The following is a 17,137-nucleotide window of genomic DNA, read 5'->3' on the forward strand; positions in this document are numbered from 1 at the left end:
CAGGGATAGTCGTTATGTTTGAAGCTGCACGCGTTGGTGATGATATCGGCCACTCCGGTGCGCTGGCCGGGATGATTGCCGGAACGATTGTCGGTGGCCTGATTGCCGCCGCCGGGGGCATTCTGGCAGGGGCGATGTTTATTGCCGGTCTCGGCGCATCCTGCCTTGGCGTGGGTGTGCTGCTCGTCGGCGCAAGCCTGGCCGTGGGGTATTACACCGGGGAGCTGGCGACCGCCGCCCGGGACAGTATCGCCGACGCCGGGGCATCCAGTATGACGAAGAAAGGCGTCATCACCTCCGGCTCGCCCAATGTGTTTATCAACAGCAAACCCGCCGCCATCGCGACGGACAGCGCGGTGAAGTGCTCGGACGACGGCTCGCAGCAGATGGCCGAAGGCTCTAAGCGCGTCTCGATTAACAGCCAGCCTGCGTCCCGCATCGGGGATCGCACCACCTGCGACGCGAAGGTGATGACCGGCTCGGACAACGTCTTCATCGGCGGCGATCCGCAGCAAACCCTGCCCATTCAGTCTGAAGTGCCCGAGTGGCTCTATAAAGTCTCCGATCTTACCCTGCTGTTCGCCGGGCTTCTCGGCGGGTGGGGCGGTGCGGCCGGCAAAGTCGGGGCGCTCTCTAAGCTGCTGGGCAAAATCCCTGGGATCAATAAGCTGGCCCGTATCGCCTGCCGCGCCGGCACGCTGATGACCGGCGTAGCGGCCGCGGGGATCATCGCCCGTCCGGTGGATATCGTCAGCGGACAGAAATTTCTCAGCGGGGATGATGAGCTCGATTTCGTTCTGCCGTCACGCTTGCCGGTGCGCTGGCAGCGCTACTGGCGCAGCGGCAACCCCGGCGACAGCGTGCTGGGCCGCGGCTGGAGCCTGTTCTGGGAAAGCCGACTGGAGCCCTATCAGGACGGGCTGGTGTGGCGTGCGCCGTCCGGCGATTACGTTGCCTTCCCGAACGTGCCGAAAGGGATGCGCACCTACTGCGAGAGCGAAAAAAACTGGCTTGAACATCACCATGACGACAGCTGGTCGGTGTATGACGTCAGTGGCGAGCGCTGGCACTACGCAGCGCTGAAAGATGACGCACCGTCACTGCTTCAGCGCATCTCAGAACCTTGCGGCAACGATATTCTCTTCGAGTGGAATGCGGATAATACCCTGCATGCCCTGACCGACAGCGCGGGCCAGCGCGTGGTCTGCCGCTACGACCGTGGCAGGCTCGCCAGCGCCTGGCTGGATGACGAGATTTGCCTGGTCAGTTACGCTTATGATGAACAGCGCCAGCTGGTCTGTGTGACCGGCCGGGGCGGTAGCGTGCGCCGACGCTTCCGCTGGCAGGACGGGCTGATGAGCGCCCACGAGGACGCCAATGGCCTGCTGAGCGAATACCGCTGGCGGGAGATTGACGGTCTGCCGCGCGTGGTCGGTTTCCGCCACAGCGGCGGCGAACAGCTGACGTTCGAATACGATTTTGAAAACGGCATCCGTCGCGCCATTCGTGATGATGGTGCGCAGGCGAACTGGCTGATTGACGACGACGACAACGTCGCGCGCTTCACGGATTACGACGGCCGCCAGACGACGTTTGTCTACCGCGACGGCGAGCTCAGCGATGTCATTCTGCCCGGCGGTGCGATGCGCTGCAGTACCTGGGATAAGTATGGCCGCATGACCAGTGAGACGGACCCGGCAGGCCGTCGCACAGAATATTACTGGTATCGTCTGACCGACCGCATCACCCGGACGGTCTACCCGGACGGTACTTCATCGCAGGCGATGTACGACCTTCGCGGTCGTCTGCAGTCGGAAACGGATCCGGCCGGTAACGCCATCGCGTATCACTATCCCGATGAGGAAGAGAACCTGCCTGAGAGCATCACCGATGCCCTCGGCGGCGTGGTACGTCTGGTCTGGAACATCCAGGGGCTGCTGACGCAGCGCACCGATTGCTCCGGCAGCGTGACCCGTTTCAGTTACGACCGTTTCGGGCAGCTGATTGCCAGCGAGGATGCGGAAGGGAATATCACGCGTCGGGAGTGGAACAACGCCGGGTTGCTGAGTGCCGTGATCCATCCGGACGGCAGCCGCGAGTCGCTGGTGTGGAACGAACGCGGCCAGCTCACGGGCTGGCGCGACCCGCTGGAAAGCGAGGTAAGCTGGGCCTATAACGCGCTCGGTCTCCCGGTCAGCCTTACCGACCGTATTGGCCGCGTGCGCCAGTGGCGCTACGACCCGCGCGGTAACCTGCTGCGACTCGATAACGGCAACGGGGCGGAATACCGCTTCACCTATGACGCCGTGGGCCGCCCGCTCAGCGAAACGCGCCCGGACGAGACCGTGCGCCATATGGAATGGGATGCGCGAGGGTTCCTCTGCGCGCTCGAAGAAAACGGCCGACCTGTCGCCGACGGCGGCATCGCCCGTCGCGTCCAGCAGTTCAGCTATGACGACAGCGGGCTGCTGATCGGGCGCACTCAGCGCCACGCGGAGTACCGCTACGTCCGTGACCTGAGCGGCCAGATCACCCGCATCCGCCGCACGCCAACAGCCGAAGGCGTTGCGCTGGGTATCGAAAGCGATGAGATTGCTTACCGCCACGATGCCGCCGGGCGCGTGCTGAGCGAATCCGGCATTAACGGCGCAGTGGGCTATGAATGGGATGCCCTGAGCAACCTGACCGGCCTGACGCTGCCCGGCGAGCAAAAGCTGGCCTGGCTGCACTATGGCTCCGGCCATGTCAGCGCCATCCGCTTCGGGCAGCAGCTGGTGACCGAGTTCACCCGCGACCGCCTGCACCGCGAGGTGCGCCGCACCCAGGGCGCGCGCGAGCAGCTCCGTCAGTATGACAGCCTTGGCAGACGTACCCTGCAGCGCAGTGAGTTAAGTACGGACGTGACCCTGCCGGAGCAGGCGATACTGGAACGCCTGTATCGCTACACCGCACGCGGTGAGCTTTCTGGTGTCAGCGACACCCTGCGCGGTGAGGTGGATTACGGCTACGACGCCGAAGGGCGTCTGCTGAAGCACTACGAGGCCCGACAGGGGCACAGCCGCGCGCAGTTCAGCTATGACGCCGCGGATAACCTCGCCGCCAATGATGATGCGGTACCGGTCACGGATAACCGCCTGCAGCACTGGCAGGCGCTGTTTATGAAATACGACCACTGGGGCAACCTGGTCAGCCGCCGCAACGGGCTGTATGAACAGCATTATGCGTATGACGCCGAGAACCGGCTGGTATCCGCCCGCGGAACCGGGCCGGAAGGGCGGTTTGAGGCGCACTATCACTACGACGCGCTGGGCCGCCGTACCCGCAAAATCGTCACCACCGCGCACGGCACCACCGAAACGCGCTTCCTGTGGCAGGGTTACCGCCTGTTGCAGGAGCAGCAGGAGAGCGGGCTGTGCAGTACGTATATTTATGACCCGAATGAAGCCTGGAGCCCACTGGCGCGGGTGGATCATCTCCGTGACCAGAGCAGCGGTGAGATTTACTGGTTTAACACCGACCTGAACGGCGCGCCGCTGGAGGTCACCGACGAGCATGGTGCGGTGCGCTGGAGCGGCCAGTACGGCAGCTTTGGCGAGGTACGCCATCAGAGCGAAGGGTTTTCACGGGTTGTGAATCGCACAGCGATGGCGCATCAACCGCTTCGCTATGCAGGGCAGTACGCTGACGGTGAAACGGGGCTGCACTATAACCTGTTCCGCTACTACGACCCGCAGGTCGGGCGGTTTATTGTGCAGGATCCGATAGGGTTGAATGGCGGGTGGAACCTTTATCAGTATGCGCCGAATCCGTTGGGGTGGATTGATCCTACTGGTCTTTCACGGTACCCAGGGGTAGATTTTTCAGGCAGTGATGCTTTATATCCACATGGAGAAAGTATCGTTAAAATTAAGATGACCGGCAGCAGATATGGTGATTTCAAGGCAGCTAATGAAATTGCAGGATATGCAAATGCTTCAGGTAATATCACTGGAAAATCACATCCGGAAAATTATACTTGGCACCATTTGAATGATTACGACCCTGTGACGAATACTTCCACAATGCAGCTTGTCAAAACTAGCGCGCATGAAGCGTCTTTCCCGCACTCAGGGTCTGTAAGCCAATTCGAAAAACATCATGGAGTTAAGTACGAGTCTGTTGAAGCTAAGAAAACCGCCAAATCATTGAATTGCAAATAAAATAGGAGGCGCAATGTCACTTGAACTGGATTTTTATGAAGACGATGAAGGTGTTTCAGTCGATTTAGTATTATCGGTATTTGGTCCTTCTCTCGTCCAGTGCATAAACCTTGAATCTGATTCGGTCGATGAAAAAATGAAAAAAGACATCGATTTTCTTATTAAGAAACAGAAAGATTTTTTCGAGAAAATCGCAACTGAAACCCATGTATATAGCAAGCGTATATATGGTACGGATGCAAAGGACTTGATTTTGCTGAAAGTTTACCTTTCCCCAGATGAGGACAATGAATTTGGGTTCATGTTCTCGACCGATTTGGATCAGGAACATGGGATTGGTATCAAATTTAAAGGGCTTGAAGTGAAGAAAATTGGTAGTGGCGAAACAGCATTTTTATAAAATTAATTATGTCTATCCGATAGGGCAGACCCATTCCTGTGGCAGGACTACCGCCTGCTGCAGGATGCCGGGCTCTGCCGTACTTATATTTACAACCGAATGAAACCTGGATCTCCCTGACACGAGGTAACATCTTCGTGACTAGAGCAGTGGTGACATTTCCTGGTTCTAACAACCTTTTTATCTTGATGATCTACTCGCTCAGGATATGCATTTAATCGATGCCAGCGGTAAATCAATGACCACCATTTTTCCCGGATTTCATCCGATCCAGGCTGGGAAAGTACTTTAGCATGTCGTCTGGTGATGGATAGTGTTCCTTTTTTAGTACCCGGTAAAGATCGTCCAGAGCGGGTGCTTGATTAGGAAATTGTCTGGTGGCTGCGTCGAAAGGCGCTCTTGAGACTACGTGCATCCTTGCCCCTTGTTTTCAGACAGGAAACATTATAGGTGATGGTTGGTGGGTTGATAATGTAGAAACATTGATGGAGTGCAGTATTCATATGCTCGTGATGAAGGCGCTCATTTAATGTGTGCGAACACTTTATGAGGTGACTGTGAAAGAAATGTCCGCTTTGTGCCAAAAGCAGACGTTTCGCATTTCTCACTGCTTTTAATTGGCAACGTTGCCACGTCGATGGGCTGACCCATACCCAAAATCAGCTCCATTTAGAAACAGAAGTTCGGCATGATGACTACTTCCCTGAGCGGAGGTGGTGCCGATGAAAAAGACACGACTCACCGAAGAGCAGATTGTCTTTGCCCTGAAAAATGCCGAAATGGATACGAGCGTACCCGAAGTCTGCCGTAAGCTGGGCATCTCCGATGCCATATTTTACACCTGACGAAAAAAAACGTCGGAATTTCCCCTTCTGAGCTGAAGCATATGCGGCAGCTTGAGGAAGATAATCTCAGCCTCGACAAAGCCATGCTTCAGGATGTACTTGCAAAAAAGAAGTTGCGCTGACGCGCCTGCGTGAATGGGGCCGGGACCTGCAGGCACGTTACGGAGCCAGCGAGAGGCTGGTCTGTTTTGCACTACAGGTCAACTGCAGCTCTTTCCGCTTCGGGGTCAGGTTCAACCAACCGACATAACTAACTAAAAGTTGTATCTAATCTTAGGTGAAGGTCATAATGATTTTTTTAGACAATATTAGTACTTACAGCACTATTCAAATAACAATTACTCGATATACTGTTATGGCAAGTTAAATCGTAGTAGCGATTCCGATAGATTCTGATTGGTTAAATTTAAGATAAAAGGATTAATATAATGGGGAAAATAGCTTCAATATCCTACGCCAGCCATAATGTATTTAATGACTCACACGTTACCATTACAGATGCTAAAACCTTTTCAAAGGATAATTTTATTACATTGTTAATTGGAGAAAATGGTTCAGGTAAAAGTGAGTTATTAAAATCTATTGTTCAGTTTTATAGAAAGGATCAGAGTGACATTACCATATGGTCAGGTATGAAAGTTGTCACGACGGGAATTACAAAGCAAAGTAAATGGCCACAAAAAGTGGTTGCATATTCTCTAAGCATTAACGACAAGTTTCCATATCAAAAAAACAATTGGGATGGTGAGGAAAGTTACTTTTATGCAGGGCTGAAAACAACAAGTAATACAATATATATTGGTAAATACAGAGAAGATTTGCTTAAGTGTTTTTATTTAATATGCAAGGATGATAATAGAGAGGAGCTAATTCTAAAATGTTTGAATTTGATGGGGCTTCCAACAAGTTTTATTTTTAAACTATCATTTGGTTGGGAATTTAAAAAATACATATCGATTCAAGAAGAAACCAGAAGCTATAAAGAGCTTATAAAAGGATTTATCTCAACCAAAGAAACAAAGAAAAATATTAGAATCTTCAATTTAATCAATGATACAGATGAATTGGATTTTATAACCTCTGTTTTAGATCGGGGTCGAGCGAATTCTCATGACACTCTTGATCTTCAAATAAAATTAGTTGAGAAGTATAAAGATAATCAAACAAATATTAATAACATGAAAGTCTTAATATCACTGATTGATCTAAAAATATTAAGTGTATCTGAGTTTAGCGAGATATCACAAGATGATTTGTTAAACCTAAGTTCAGGCCAATTTAATCTTATTAGAAATATAGCCACCTTAGTGTCTCAATTGAATGATAACTCACTTGTGATTATTGATGAGCCTGAAATTAGTCTTCATCCTTCTTGGCAAATAAAATATATGGATTTGATAAGTAAAATTATAAAGCCGTTTAAGGGGTGCCACGTTATAGTTGCATCGCATTCGCATTTATTAGTTACAAGCTTACCTATAGATAAATCTAATGTATTGATTTCAAATAGAAAAGATGTGATTTCCATTACCCCTTTCGACGCAAGCCCTACAGGTTGGTCATCCGATATGATTTTGTATGGTGTTTTTGGAGTTTTAACCAGAGGCAACGTTGCATTTGAAGCGGATTTAAGGACTGTTACATCTCTTATAAAGAATAAAGATGATAGAAATGATTTAAAATTGCATGAAGCAATTAGTAGGTTAGAAAGATACGCCCTACCAGGCAATGATCCTCTTAATGAGTTTATAACGAAAGCAAAAAATAAAATCAAGGGTGAATTATGAACCTACACTATAAATTTGTTAAACCTGGTTCTTTTTATTCCATTCCTGATGAGGATAGGGATGTAGTGATAAGATTTAATACAATTGGAGCTGATAGTTGGGATAAATCTCTCAAAGATGATATTGGTTTCGAAGATGGTGATATAAGTAAAAGAACAAAATTTAAAAAAGAAATAAAAAAACATCTAATCAAAATGCAAGAAAATTACTGCTATTATTGTGGTCGATCATTCTTTCTTTTTGGTGAAAATGAAAAAAGGTTTAGTAGAAATATACATATAGACCACATTCTTCCCAAGAAAGCAGCCCATGGACGCTATGGTCGTTTTACTTTTGAACCCCAAAACTTAATTTTGGCATGTTCTATCTGTAATGGCAGAGATTTTAAGGGCTCACTGGATTTTTGTGATGAACCTTCAGATGACTATGATGCTATGTCATTCTCTATTGTCCATCCATATTTTGAGAATATAAATCAACATTTTCGAATCGAAGATGATGGTACTGCAGTGAAAATTAATAGGTATAAAAGCAAAGCGACAGTGATGGAGAGAGTATTTGGTATTAATTCGACATATATGATCGAATCAAGGTTACAGAATTTGACCTATATCCGACAGAACCTCACCCCAGAAGAGGAAGACGTTATCACTGAGATAACAAAAAATATTCCTATTGACGGAATTATATCACAATAAATTTTTTAAACAATCTTTTGCGGAATAAAAACGATCAATAAATGAGTCTCATCTAATCTAATGAGGGACTCATTTTTTTAATTTATTGCGTCTAACCTGCCTCTCCCCCAGTATTATATAAAACCGTCAGTCAGTAATGTATTGACCCCACATCGATAGACGATCCTGCCCTATTTTTCTCGCCACAATTTTTTATCACCGTTTTGAACGTCCGATTTTCGCTCTTAACGGACATTCAACAGACAACATTGTACTTTGCGTAAGGCCGAAACCCTGCTTTTACCTAGCAGAACCTCGGCCTCCCATCCCCCGCCTCAGTGCGCCGAAATATACGGCTCCTTCACAAAATCCGCCAACAGCCAGACCATATCATGCAGTAGCCCGACGAGTTCTTTCACCACGCTCGCAGGCAGTGTCCCGCCCATCACCGCCAGCGTTAACGCCACGGCATAATCCACCTGCAACGTCGTTTCCTGCCAGCAGTCCGGCACGCAGGAGGTAATCTTTTCCCCTGCGATCAACTGTTCAACAAGATACTGCGGAAGTTCATCATCGCAGCATTCCCGCAGCCGCTTCAGCACAGCCAGCAATCGCTCACAGAGTGTGGCAAACGTCACCGCGTCGTCGGTTTCCACCAGCACGCTAACATACGCAGTGCAGGCGTCTGCCAGCTCAAAGAGATCCGCAGAATCGGGAAGTTGTACGTGGAGAAGGTGATAAACAGCGCTTTCTTCAGTAAGCGCGTAAGAAAATCCAGGGATAGTAGCCATAAGGCATCCTCTTTATGCAAAAAATGTTAACCGCCCGATGAGTTCCTACGCTCAGAGGGGGTAGCGCTGACGGAGGTAGGAATACCGTGCATAAAGAAAAACGGCCAGCCTTTCGACTGCTCCGTCAGCGCCACCGTGATTCTAACGGGATATGCGCTGTCGCGACAAAAAATATCGCTTTATGCTAACGGGTTCCTACGCCCGGTTGCGGATGTGCCGCAACGCAAGTACTTTACGACCGCGAAGAAGGGATGAAAAGGGATGCCCATGAATTACATAAGGTCGCTTGCAGGTTTGCGAGGCGGCTTCCAGAAGGGCATTGCCGGATGGCGGCTACGCCTTATCCGGCCTACAAAAACCACCAACCAAACCGGCCGCTACTCCTCGCTTATCATCGTCAAGAACCGCTTCACCGTCCGCGAGCGTTCAAAGCGCCGCCAGCAGAGCGCGATATCGGTATAAAGCTCCGGTGAGTTCAGCGCGTGGTAGGTGACATTCGGCGGAGAAATGGCCGCCATTGACTTCGGCACCAGCGCGAATCCGCCGCCTGCAGAGACCATGCTCAGGGAGGACGAGAGTTGAGACGACTGCAGCGCGTGCTGTACGTCTATTCCGGCCCGTTCGCAACAGCTGTAAACCCGGTCGAACAGGCCGGGCGCGACTTCCTGCGGGAACAACACCACTGGCGTATCCCGGAGCTGCTCCAGCGCCAGAGCGCCGCTTGTTGCGAGCGGATGGTCGCGATGCAGCGCCACCACCATCGGCTCCCGGTCGAGGATTTTTAACTCGAATGCCTTGCTGCTCTCGCACGGCAGCCGCACGAAGGCGATATCCAGTTCCCCCTCCGCCAGCATCGCCGTCAGCGAAGACATATTGGCCTCCACCTGGTGTACCTGCACCGCCATGTTCTGTACCTGAAACTGACGAATGAGCGCGAAAATTTTGGGATGAAAAGCATCTGAACTGGTGATGCCAATCGACAGGTTACCGTTCAGACCGCGCGCGATGCCGCGGGCTTTCTCCAGCGCGGCGTCGCTCAGCGCCAGGATCTTACAGGCGTCCTCGTAGAAGGCTTCTCCCGCTTCGGTTAGCTCCACACCTCTCGTCAGACGCCTGAACAGCGGCGTGCCCACTTCCTCTTCGAGCCGTTTGATCTGCTGACTCAGAGGAGGCTGTGAAATACCCAGCGCTTTGGCCGCCCTGGTGAAGTGTCGCTCGCGTGCAACCGCGACAAAATACCGCAGATAACGAAGTTCCATATCAAAAACGTCTCAAACCAGCATGGATTCTATATTGGAACTCTCTGCTGAATCGGGTCAACATTTATTTAACCTTTATAAATAAAGTTGAAGAGGACGAGCATGATGATGCACTCATCTGCCTGCGACTGTGAGGCGAGCTTATGCGAGACCCTGCGCGGGTTCTCCGCTAAGCATCCTGACAGCGTGATCTATCAGACATCGCTAATGAGCGCCCTGCTAAGCGGCGTCTACGAGGGGGACACCACCATCGCCGATCTGCTGGCACACGGTGATTTTGGTCTGGGCACCTTCAACGAGCTGGACGGCGAAATGATTGCCTTCAGCAGCCATGTGTACCAGCTGCGCGCCGACGGCAGTGCACGCGCCGCGAAGCCAGAGCAGAAAACGCCGTTCGCGGTGATGACCTGGTTCCAGCCGCAGTACCGCAAAATTTTTGATGCGCCGGTCAGCCGTCAGCAGATCCACGACGTGATCGACCAGCAAATTCCCTCGGATAACCTGTTCTGCGCGCTGCGCATCGACGGCAACTTCCGCCACGCCCACACCCGTACCGTACCGCGTCAGACGCCGCCATACCGCGCGATGACCGACGTGCTGGACGACCAGCCGGTGTTCCGCTTTAACCAGCGCGAAGGGGTGCTGGTTGGGTTCCGCACGCCGCAGCATATGCAGGGCATCAACGTGGCCGGCTATCACGAACATTTCATTACCGACGACCGTCAGGGCGGGGGACATCTGCTGGATTACCAGCTGGAGAGCGGCGTGCTCACCTTTGGCGAAATACACAAGCTAATGATTGATCTGCCCGCCGACAGCGCGTTTTTACAGGCCAACCTTCACCCCAGCAACCTTGATGCAGCGATCCGTTCCGTCGAAAACTAACAGGAGAACTACCGTGAACAGTGAGAAACAGTCACGTCAGTGGGCGCACGGCGCCGATATGGTTGTCGGCCAGCTGGAAGCGCAGGGCGTGAAGCAGGTGTTCGGGATCCCGGGGGCGAAAATCGACAAAGTCTTTGACTCCCTGCTGGATTCGTCCATCGAAATCATCCCGGTACGCCACGAGGCGAATGCGGCGTTCATGGCGGCGGCGGTAGGGCGTCTGACCGGCAAGGCAGGGGTGGCGCTGGTTACCTCCGGGCCGGGCTGTTCCAACCTGATCACCGGCATTGCCACCGCCAACAGCGAAGGCGACCCGGTGGTGGCGCTGGGCGGAGCGGTGAAGCGGGCGGATAAAGCCAAACTGGTGCACCAGAGCATGGACACGGTTGCCATGTTCAGCCCGGTCACCAAATACGCAGTGGAAGTCAGCTCTCCGGATGCGATTGCTGAAGTGGTATCGAATGCGTTTCGTGCCGCCGAGCACGGCAGGCCGGGGGGCGCGTTCGTCAGCCTGCCGCAGGATATTGTTGACCAGCCCGCCACGGGCGCGATTTTACCGGCCAGCGGCCCGGCGCTGATGGGCCCGGCTCCCGAATCGGCCATTAACGATGTGGCGAAGCTCATCGACAAAGCCAAAAACCCGGTGATCCTGCTGGGGCTGATGGCGAGCCAGCCTGCCAACAGCGCGGCGCTGCGTAAGCTGCTGGAGAAAAGCCGTATTCCGGTCACCAGCACCTATCAGGCCGCCGGGGCGGTGAACCAGGAGCACTTCACTCGCTTTGCCGGACGCGTCGGTCTGTTCAATAACCAGGCGGGCGACAGGCTGCTGCATCTGGCGGATCTGATTATCTGCATCGGCTACAGCCCGGTGGAGTATGAGCCTTCCATGTGGAACAGCGGCGACGCCACGCTGGTACACATTGACGTGCTGCCGGCCTATGAAGAACGCAATTATGTACCGGATCTGGAGCTGGTGGGGGATATCGCTGAAACGCTGAACCTGCTCGCTAACCGGATCGATCACAAGCTGGAGCTGAGCCAGCGTGCGTCAGAGATCCTGGTCGATCGCCAGCATCAGCGCGATCTGCTCGATCGCCGCGGTGCCTCGCTCAACCAGTTTGCCCTGCATCCGCTGCGTATCGTGCGGGCCATGCAGGACATCGTGAATAACGACGTGACCCTGACCGTCGACATGGGCAGCTTCCACATCTGGATCGCCCGCTACCTCTACAGCTTCCGGGCGCGTCAGGTGATGATCTCCAACGGTCAGCAGACCATGGGCGTTGCGCTGCCGTGGGCTATTGGCGCGTGGCTGGTCAATCCCGGGCGCAAAGTGGTCTCGGTGTCCGGCGACGGCGGCTTCCTGCAGTCAAGCATGGAGCTGGAAACCGCCGTGCGTCTTAATGCCAACGTGCTGCACATCATCTGGGTGGATAACGGCTACAACATGGTCGCCATTCAGGAAGAGAAAAAATACCAGCGCCTTTCCGGCGTGGAGTTCGGCCCGGTCGATTTCAAAGCCTATGCCGATGCCTTTGGCGCCAGGGGCTTTGCCGTGGAGAGCGCCGATGCCCTTGAACCGACGCTGCGTGCGGCGATGGATGTGAATGGCCCGGCCGTGGTGGCCATTCCCGTTGACTACAGCGATAACCCGCTGCTGATGGGCCAGCTCCATCTCAGCCAGATTTTGTGACTCACTATAAGGACAGAGAAATGCAAAAAGTTGCTCTCGTAACCGGCTCAGGCCAGGGGATTGGTAAAGCGATTGCGCTGCGCCTGGTGAAAGATGGCTTTGCTGTCGCTATCGCCGACTATAACGATGAGACGGCGCGAGCCGTTGCCGATGAAATCATCCGTAACGGCGGTAATGCCATCGCCGTGAAGGTGGATGTCTCTGACCGCGACCAGGTGTTTGCGGCAGTTGAGAAAGCCCGCACCGCGCTGGGCGGTTTCAACGTGATTGTGAATAATGCCGGGATTGCGCCGTCTACGCCCATCGAATCCATCACGCCGGAGATTGTCGACAAGGTCTACAACATCAACGTCAAAGGGGTGATCTGGGGCATGCAGGCCGCGATTGACGCGTTTCGCAAAGAGGGACACGGCGGCAAGATCATCAATGCCTGCTCCCAGGCGGGCCATACCGGTAACCCCGAACTGGCGGTATACAGCTCCAGTAAATTCGCGGTTCGTGGCTTAACCCAGACCGCAGCACGGGATCTCGCGCCGCTGGGGATCACCGTTAACGCCTACTGCCCGGGCATCGTGAAAACGCCAATGTGGGCGGAGATTGACCGCCAGGTGTCAGAGGCGGCAGGTAAACCGCTTGGCTATGGCACCGAAACCTTTGCCAAACGTATTACGCTTGGCCGCCTGTCCGAACCGGAAGATGTCGCCGCCTGCGTTTCGTATCTCGCCGGGCCAGATTCCGACTACATGACCGGCCAGTCGCTGTTAATCGATGGTGGGATGGTGTTCAACTAAAAACGTAATACTAATAAGCTCTGACATGAGTTTTCCCCTGCCCCCGTGCAGGGGCTTTTTTTTGTCTCCTCCGCCATTGTGCATTACACTGCGCGCTGCAAAACTTTAGTCATGACGATTTGACAGGCGGTAACAGCGATGAACGGTACAATCACAACGTGGTTTAAAGATAAAGGCTTTGGATTTATCAAAGATGAAAACGGTGACAACCGCTATTTTCATGTGATTAAGGTCGCCAACCCTGATCTGATCAAGAAAGATGCGGCGGTGACTTTTGAGCCAACCACCAATAACAAAGGCCTTTCCGCCTATGCGGTGAAGGTGATCCCGGAAAGTAAGCACCTCTATATTGCAGGCGAGCGCGTGAAGCTCACCTCCATCAAATCCTTCGTGGTGTTTAGCGAAGAAGAGCCTGCGGATACGGGCATCGACAAAGAGAACACGGTGCTGTCTGTCGGGCTGCTGATGAATAACATCAAACCGAAAACCGACAAAAAGCCGGGCGAAATGCGCACGGTGAAGAAGCTGGCGATCACCACCTTCCAGAACACCACGCTGATCTTTACCGAAGATGAAATCGATATCGATGCCACGGTTAAGCTGCTGAAGTAATCTGTTGCCGGGTGGCGGCTACGCCTTACCCGGCATCAGGCAACTCAGCGTCTTACCGGCGCTCCGTTCGCCACGTAATACGCCGCTGTACTTTTCGCCAGCGGCTCGCGCCCGCGAATGGCATCAGCAATTTTCTCACCGATCATAATTGTGGTGGCGTTCAGGTTGCCGGTGATGATCTGCGGCATGATCGACGCATCCACCACGCGTAACCCTTCCAGCCCGTGAACGCGGCCTTCGCCATCGACTACCGCCATCTCGTCATAGCCCATTTTGCAGCTTCCACACGGGTGGAAGGCGGTTTCGGCGTGGTTGCGCACAAACTCGTCCAGCTGTTCGTCGGTCTGGCACTCAACCCCCGGGCTGATTTCGCGGCCACGGTATTTGTCCAGCGCGGGCTGATGCATGATCTCGCGGGTGATGCGGATCGCATCGCGGAACTCCTGCCAGTCCTGCTCGTGGGACATATAGTTGAACAGGATCGCCGGATGCTGGTGCGGATCGCGCGATTTAATACGCACATGCCCGCGGCTTGGTGAGCGCATCGACCCAACGTGACACTGGAAGCCGTGCTCTTTCACCGCGTTGGAGCCGTTGTAGTTAATCGCCACCGGCAGGAAGTGATACTGAATATTCGGCCACTCGAACTCCTCACGGCTGCGGATAAACCCACCCGCCTCGAAGTGGTTGCTCGCCCCCACGCCGGTGCCGCCAAACAGCCACTCGGCGCCAATCTTCGGCTGGTTCCACCACTGCAGGGCAGGGTAGAGGGAGACCGGCTCTTTGCATTCGTACTGGAGATACATCTCCAGGTGATCCTGCAGGTTTTCGCCCACGCCGGGCAGGTCATGCACCAGCGGAATATCAAACTGCTTCAGCAGTTCCGCGTTGCCCACGCCGGAGCGTTGCAGGATCTGCGGAGAGGCAATCGCCCCGGCGCACAGCAGCACCTCTTTGTTTGCCGATGCTTTGGACGGGATGGTGCTTTCGCCTTCCAGCCACTCAACGCCCACGGCGCGCTTGCCGTCAAAGAGAATGCGATCGGTCATGGCATGGGTGCGGATGGTCAGGTTCGGGCGCTGCTTCGCCTGATCCAGATAGCCGCGCGCGGTGCTGGCGCGTCGGCCCTGTGGCGTAACCGTTCTGTCCATCGGGCCGAAGCCTTCCTGCTGATAGCCGTTGAGATCGTCCGTGCGCGGGTAGCCCGCCTGTACGCCCGCTTCCACCATTGCCTCAAACAGCGGGTTCACGCCCGGTTTGGAGGTGGTGACGCTCACCGGGCCGTCGCCGCCGTGGTAGTCGTTTGGACCCACGTCGCGGGTTTCAGCCTTACGGTAGTAGGGCAGGCAGTTGAGGTAGCTCCAGTGGTCCAGACCTGGCTCTTTTGCCCAGTTGTCCAGATCCATCGCGTTGCCGCGCACGTAGCACATGCCGTTGATGAGCGATGACCCGCCCAACCCTTTACCGCGTCCGCATTCCATGCGGCGGTTATTCATATAGGGCTCTGGCTCGGTTTCGTACGCCCAGTTGTAGCGCTTGCCCTGCAGCGGGAATGCCAGTGCGGCAGGCATCTGGGTGCGGAAGTCAAAGCGGTAATCCGGGCCGCCCGCTTCAAGCAGCAGAACGGTTGTATTCGGATCTTCAGTCAGTCGTGTTGCCAGAACGTTGCCGGCAGAGCCGGCACCAATAATGATGTAGTCAAATTGCAAAAAAAACTCCCGGTTAAAATATGGACTGGAATTTACCCATCTCAACCTGGATGGACTTCACCTGGGTGTAACTCTGGAGCGTCATCACGCCGTTTTCGCGGCCGATACCGGAGTGTTTGTAGCCGCCAACCGGCATCTCTGCCGGGGATTCACCCCAGGTGTTGATCCAGCAAATACCCGCCTCAAGCTTATGAATAGCGCGATGGGCCCGGTTCAGATCGGCCGTCACGATGCCTGCCGCCAGCCCGTAGTCGGTATCGTTGGCGCGGCGAATGGCTTCTTCATCGGTTTCGTAGGTGAGAATGGACATCACCGGCCCGAAGATCTCTTCGCGCACAATGGTCATCTCGTCGGTGCAGTCGGTGAACACGGTCGGGGCGACCCACGCGCCGTTGTCAAAGCCTTCGCCCTTCAGCACGTCACCGCCGCACAGCACGCGCGCGCCTTCCTCTTTGCCTTTGGCGATATAGCGCAGCACATTGTCGCGGTGCGGGAAGCTGACCAGCGGCCCAAAGTTGGTGCTTTCATCGAACAGATCGCCCGCGCGGATGCGGCCCACGCGTTCAACGATTTTCTGCTCAAACGCGGCCTTGAACTTCGCGGGAACGAACACGCGGGTGCCGTTGGTGCAGACCTGGCCGGAGCTGAAGAAGTTGGCCATCATCGCGATGTCGGCAGCGAGATCGAGATCCGCGTCGTCAAACACAATCAGCGGGGATTTGCCGCCCAGCTCCATCGTCACCTCTTTCAGGGACGAGGCCGCCGAGTTCGCCATCACCTTTTTGCCGCTGGCGACGCCGCCGGTGAAGGAGACTTTCGCGATGCCCGGGTGTTCGGTCAGGTACTGGCCGGTCTCCGCGCCTACGCCCGGCAGAACGTTAAACACGCCGTCCGGCAGGCCCGCTTCGGTGTAGATTTCCGCAAGCTTCAGGGCGGTGAGTGGGGTGACTTCGCTCGGCTTGAAGATCATCGCGTTGCCCGCCGCCAGCGCCGGGGCGGATTTCCACAGGGCGATCTGGATCGGGTAGTTCCACGCGCCAATACCCGCCACCACGCCCAGCGGCTCGCGACGGGTGTAGACGAAAGAGGTATCGCGCAGTGGGATCTGGCTGCCTTCCAGCGCCGGGATCAGCCCCGCGTAGTACTCCAGCACGTCCGCACCGGTGACGATATCCACGGTTGAGGTTTCCGAATACGCTTTACCGGTGTCGAGGGTTTCCAGCTTCGCCAGTTCGTCGTTCCGCTCGCGCAGGATATCGACGGCGCGACGCAGAATGCGCGAGCGCTCCATGGCGGTCATTGCCGCCCAGATTTTTTGCCCTTGCCGGGCACTCTGGACGGCGCGATCGACATCTTCGCGCCCGGCGGCCTGTACGGTCGCCAGAACGTCGCCGTTAGCCGGGTTAATGGTCTCGAAGGTGCGACCGCTGGTGGCGGATGTATAACCACCATTGATATAAAGCTGCTGTTCTGCCATTCGGGACATAAA

13 protein-coding genes and 1 pseudogene are annotated in these 17,137 nt (G+C 54.5%); 9 read left to right on the forward strand and 5 right to left on the reverse strand.

Features of this window, described 5'->3' with window-relative positions; genetic code table 11:
* Positions 1-14: 14 nt before the first annotated feature.
* The 5 genes and pseudogenes from VF709_RS07950 (at position 15) to VF709_RS07970 (ending at position 7,929) form a co-directional block, all read left to right on the forward strand.
* On the forward strand, positions 15-4,199 hold the full coding sequence (locus VF709_RS07950; protein WP_038418865.1) for an RHS repeat-associated core domain-containing protein: 4,185 nt from the start codon (positions 15-17) through the stop codon (positions 4,197-4,199).
* Positions 4,200-4,212: 13 nt separating this feature from the next.
* Positions 4,213-4,599 carry a hypothetical protein gene (locus tag VF709_RS07955; RefSeq protein ID WP_440231240.1) on the forward strand — a complete coding sequence of 129 codons (387 nt, stop codon included), beginning with the start codon at positions 4,213-4,215 and terminating at the stop codon, positions 4,597-4,599.
* A gap of 722 nt (positions 4,600-5,321) precedes the next feature.
* Positions 5,322-5,563: pseudogene (locus VF709_RS07960) on the forward strand (transposase); the annotation flags it as partial.
* Between the two features lie 309 nt (positions 5,564-5,872).
* The gene (locus VF709_RS07965; RefSeq protein WP_038418868.1) at positions 5,873-7,231 is read left to right on the forward strand and encodes an ATP-binding protein; all 1,359 of its coding nucleotides are present in this window, start codon (positions 5,873-5,875) and stop codon (positions 7,229-7,231) included.
* A complete protein-coding gene (locus VF709_RS07970; protein WP_038418869.1) occupies positions 7,228-7,929 on the forward strand; it encodes an HNH endonuclease in 702 nt (233 codons plus the stop codon). Before VF709_RS07965 ends, VF709_RS07970 begins: the two co-directional genes overlap by 4 nt.
* 314 nt (positions 7,930-8,243) lie before the next feature.
* Here the strand turns inward: VF709_RS07970 and VF709_RS07975 are convergent, their stop codons facing one another.
* The 3 genes from VF709_RS07975 to VF709_RS07985 form a co-directional block, all read right to left on the reverse strand.
* Positions 8,244-8,699 (reverse strand): hypothetical protein, encoded by a 456-nt coding sequence (locus VF709_RS07975; protein ID WP_038418870.1) that lies wholly within the window; start codon positions 8,697-8,699, stop codon positions 8,244-8,246.
* Positions 8,700-8,725: 26 nt separating this feature from the next.
* Positions 8,726-8,833 carry an ash family protein gene (locus VF709_RS07980; protein WP_157843337.1) on the reverse strand — a complete coding sequence of 36 codons (108 nt, stop codon included), beginning with the start codon at positions 8,831-8,833 and terminating at the stop codon, positions 8,726-8,728.
* A gap of 243 nt (positions 8,834-9,076) precedes the next feature.
* Complete coding sequence (locus VF709_RS07985) at positions 9,077-9,958, reverse strand: LysR family transcriptional regulator (RefSeq protein WP_038418871.1); 882 nt, start codon at positions 9,956-9,958, stop codon at positions 9,077-9,079.
* 105 nt (positions 9,959-10,063) lie between these two features.
* On the opposite strand from VF709_RS07985, the gene budA reads away from it, so the two are divergent.
* The 4 genes from budA to VF709_RS08005 all read left to right on the forward strand — a co-directional run bounded on the left by budA (position 10,064) and on the right by VF709_RS08005 (position 13,939).
* Positions 10,064-10,843, forward strand: a complete 780-nt coding sequence (gene budA, locus VF709_RS07990; RefSeq protein ID WP_187170845.1) for an acetolactate decarboxylase — start codon at positions 10,064-10,066, stop codon at positions 10,841-10,843.
* On the forward strand, positions 10,815-12,536 hold the full coding sequence (alsS, locus tag VF709_RS07995) for an acetolactate synthase AlsS (protein ID WP_176601416.1): 1,722 nt from the start codon (positions 10,815-10,817) through the stop codon (positions 12,534-12,536). Before budA ends, alsS begins: the two co-directional genes overlap by 29 nt.
* Positions 12,537-12,556: 20 nt before the next feature.
* Positions 12,557-13,327, forward strand: coding sequence for a (S)-acetoin forming diacetyl reductase (locus tag VF709_RS08000; RefSeq protein ID WP_013097651.1), 771 nt, complete (start codon positions 12,557-12,559; stop codon positions 13,325-13,327).
* A 138-nt stretch (positions 13,328-13,465) separates the two neighbouring features.
* Positions 13,466-13,939 (forward strand): cold-shock protein, encoded by a 474-nt coding sequence (locus tag VF709_RS08005; RefSeq protein WP_038418872.1) that lies wholly within the window; start codon positions 13,466-13,468, stop codon positions 13,937-13,939.
* A 44-nt stretch (positions 13,940-13,983) separates the two neighbouring features.
* Here the strand turns inward: VF709_RS08005 and betA are convergent, their stop codons facing one another.
* Complete coding sequence (betA, locus tag VF709_RS08010; protein WP_013097649.1) at positions 13,984-15,648, reverse strand: choline dehydrogenase; 1,665 nt, start codon at positions 15,646-15,648, stop codon at positions 13,984-13,986.
* A gap of 13 nt (positions 15,649-15,661) precedes the next feature.
* Positions 15,662-17,134: a betaine-aldehyde dehydrogenase gene (betB, locus tag VF709_RS08015; protein WP_149896841.1), complete on the reverse strand. Its 1,473-nt coding sequence runs from the start codon at positions 17,132-17,134 to the stop codon at positions 15,662-15,664.
* Positions 17,135-17,137: the final 3 nt, after the last annotated feature.

Source organism: Enterobacter sp. Lyrl_3 (assembly GCF_051948675.1).
Taxonomy (GTDB): Bacteria; Pseudomonadota; Gammaproteobacteria; order Enterobacterales; family Enterobacteriaceae; genus Enterobacter; species Enterobacter cloacae.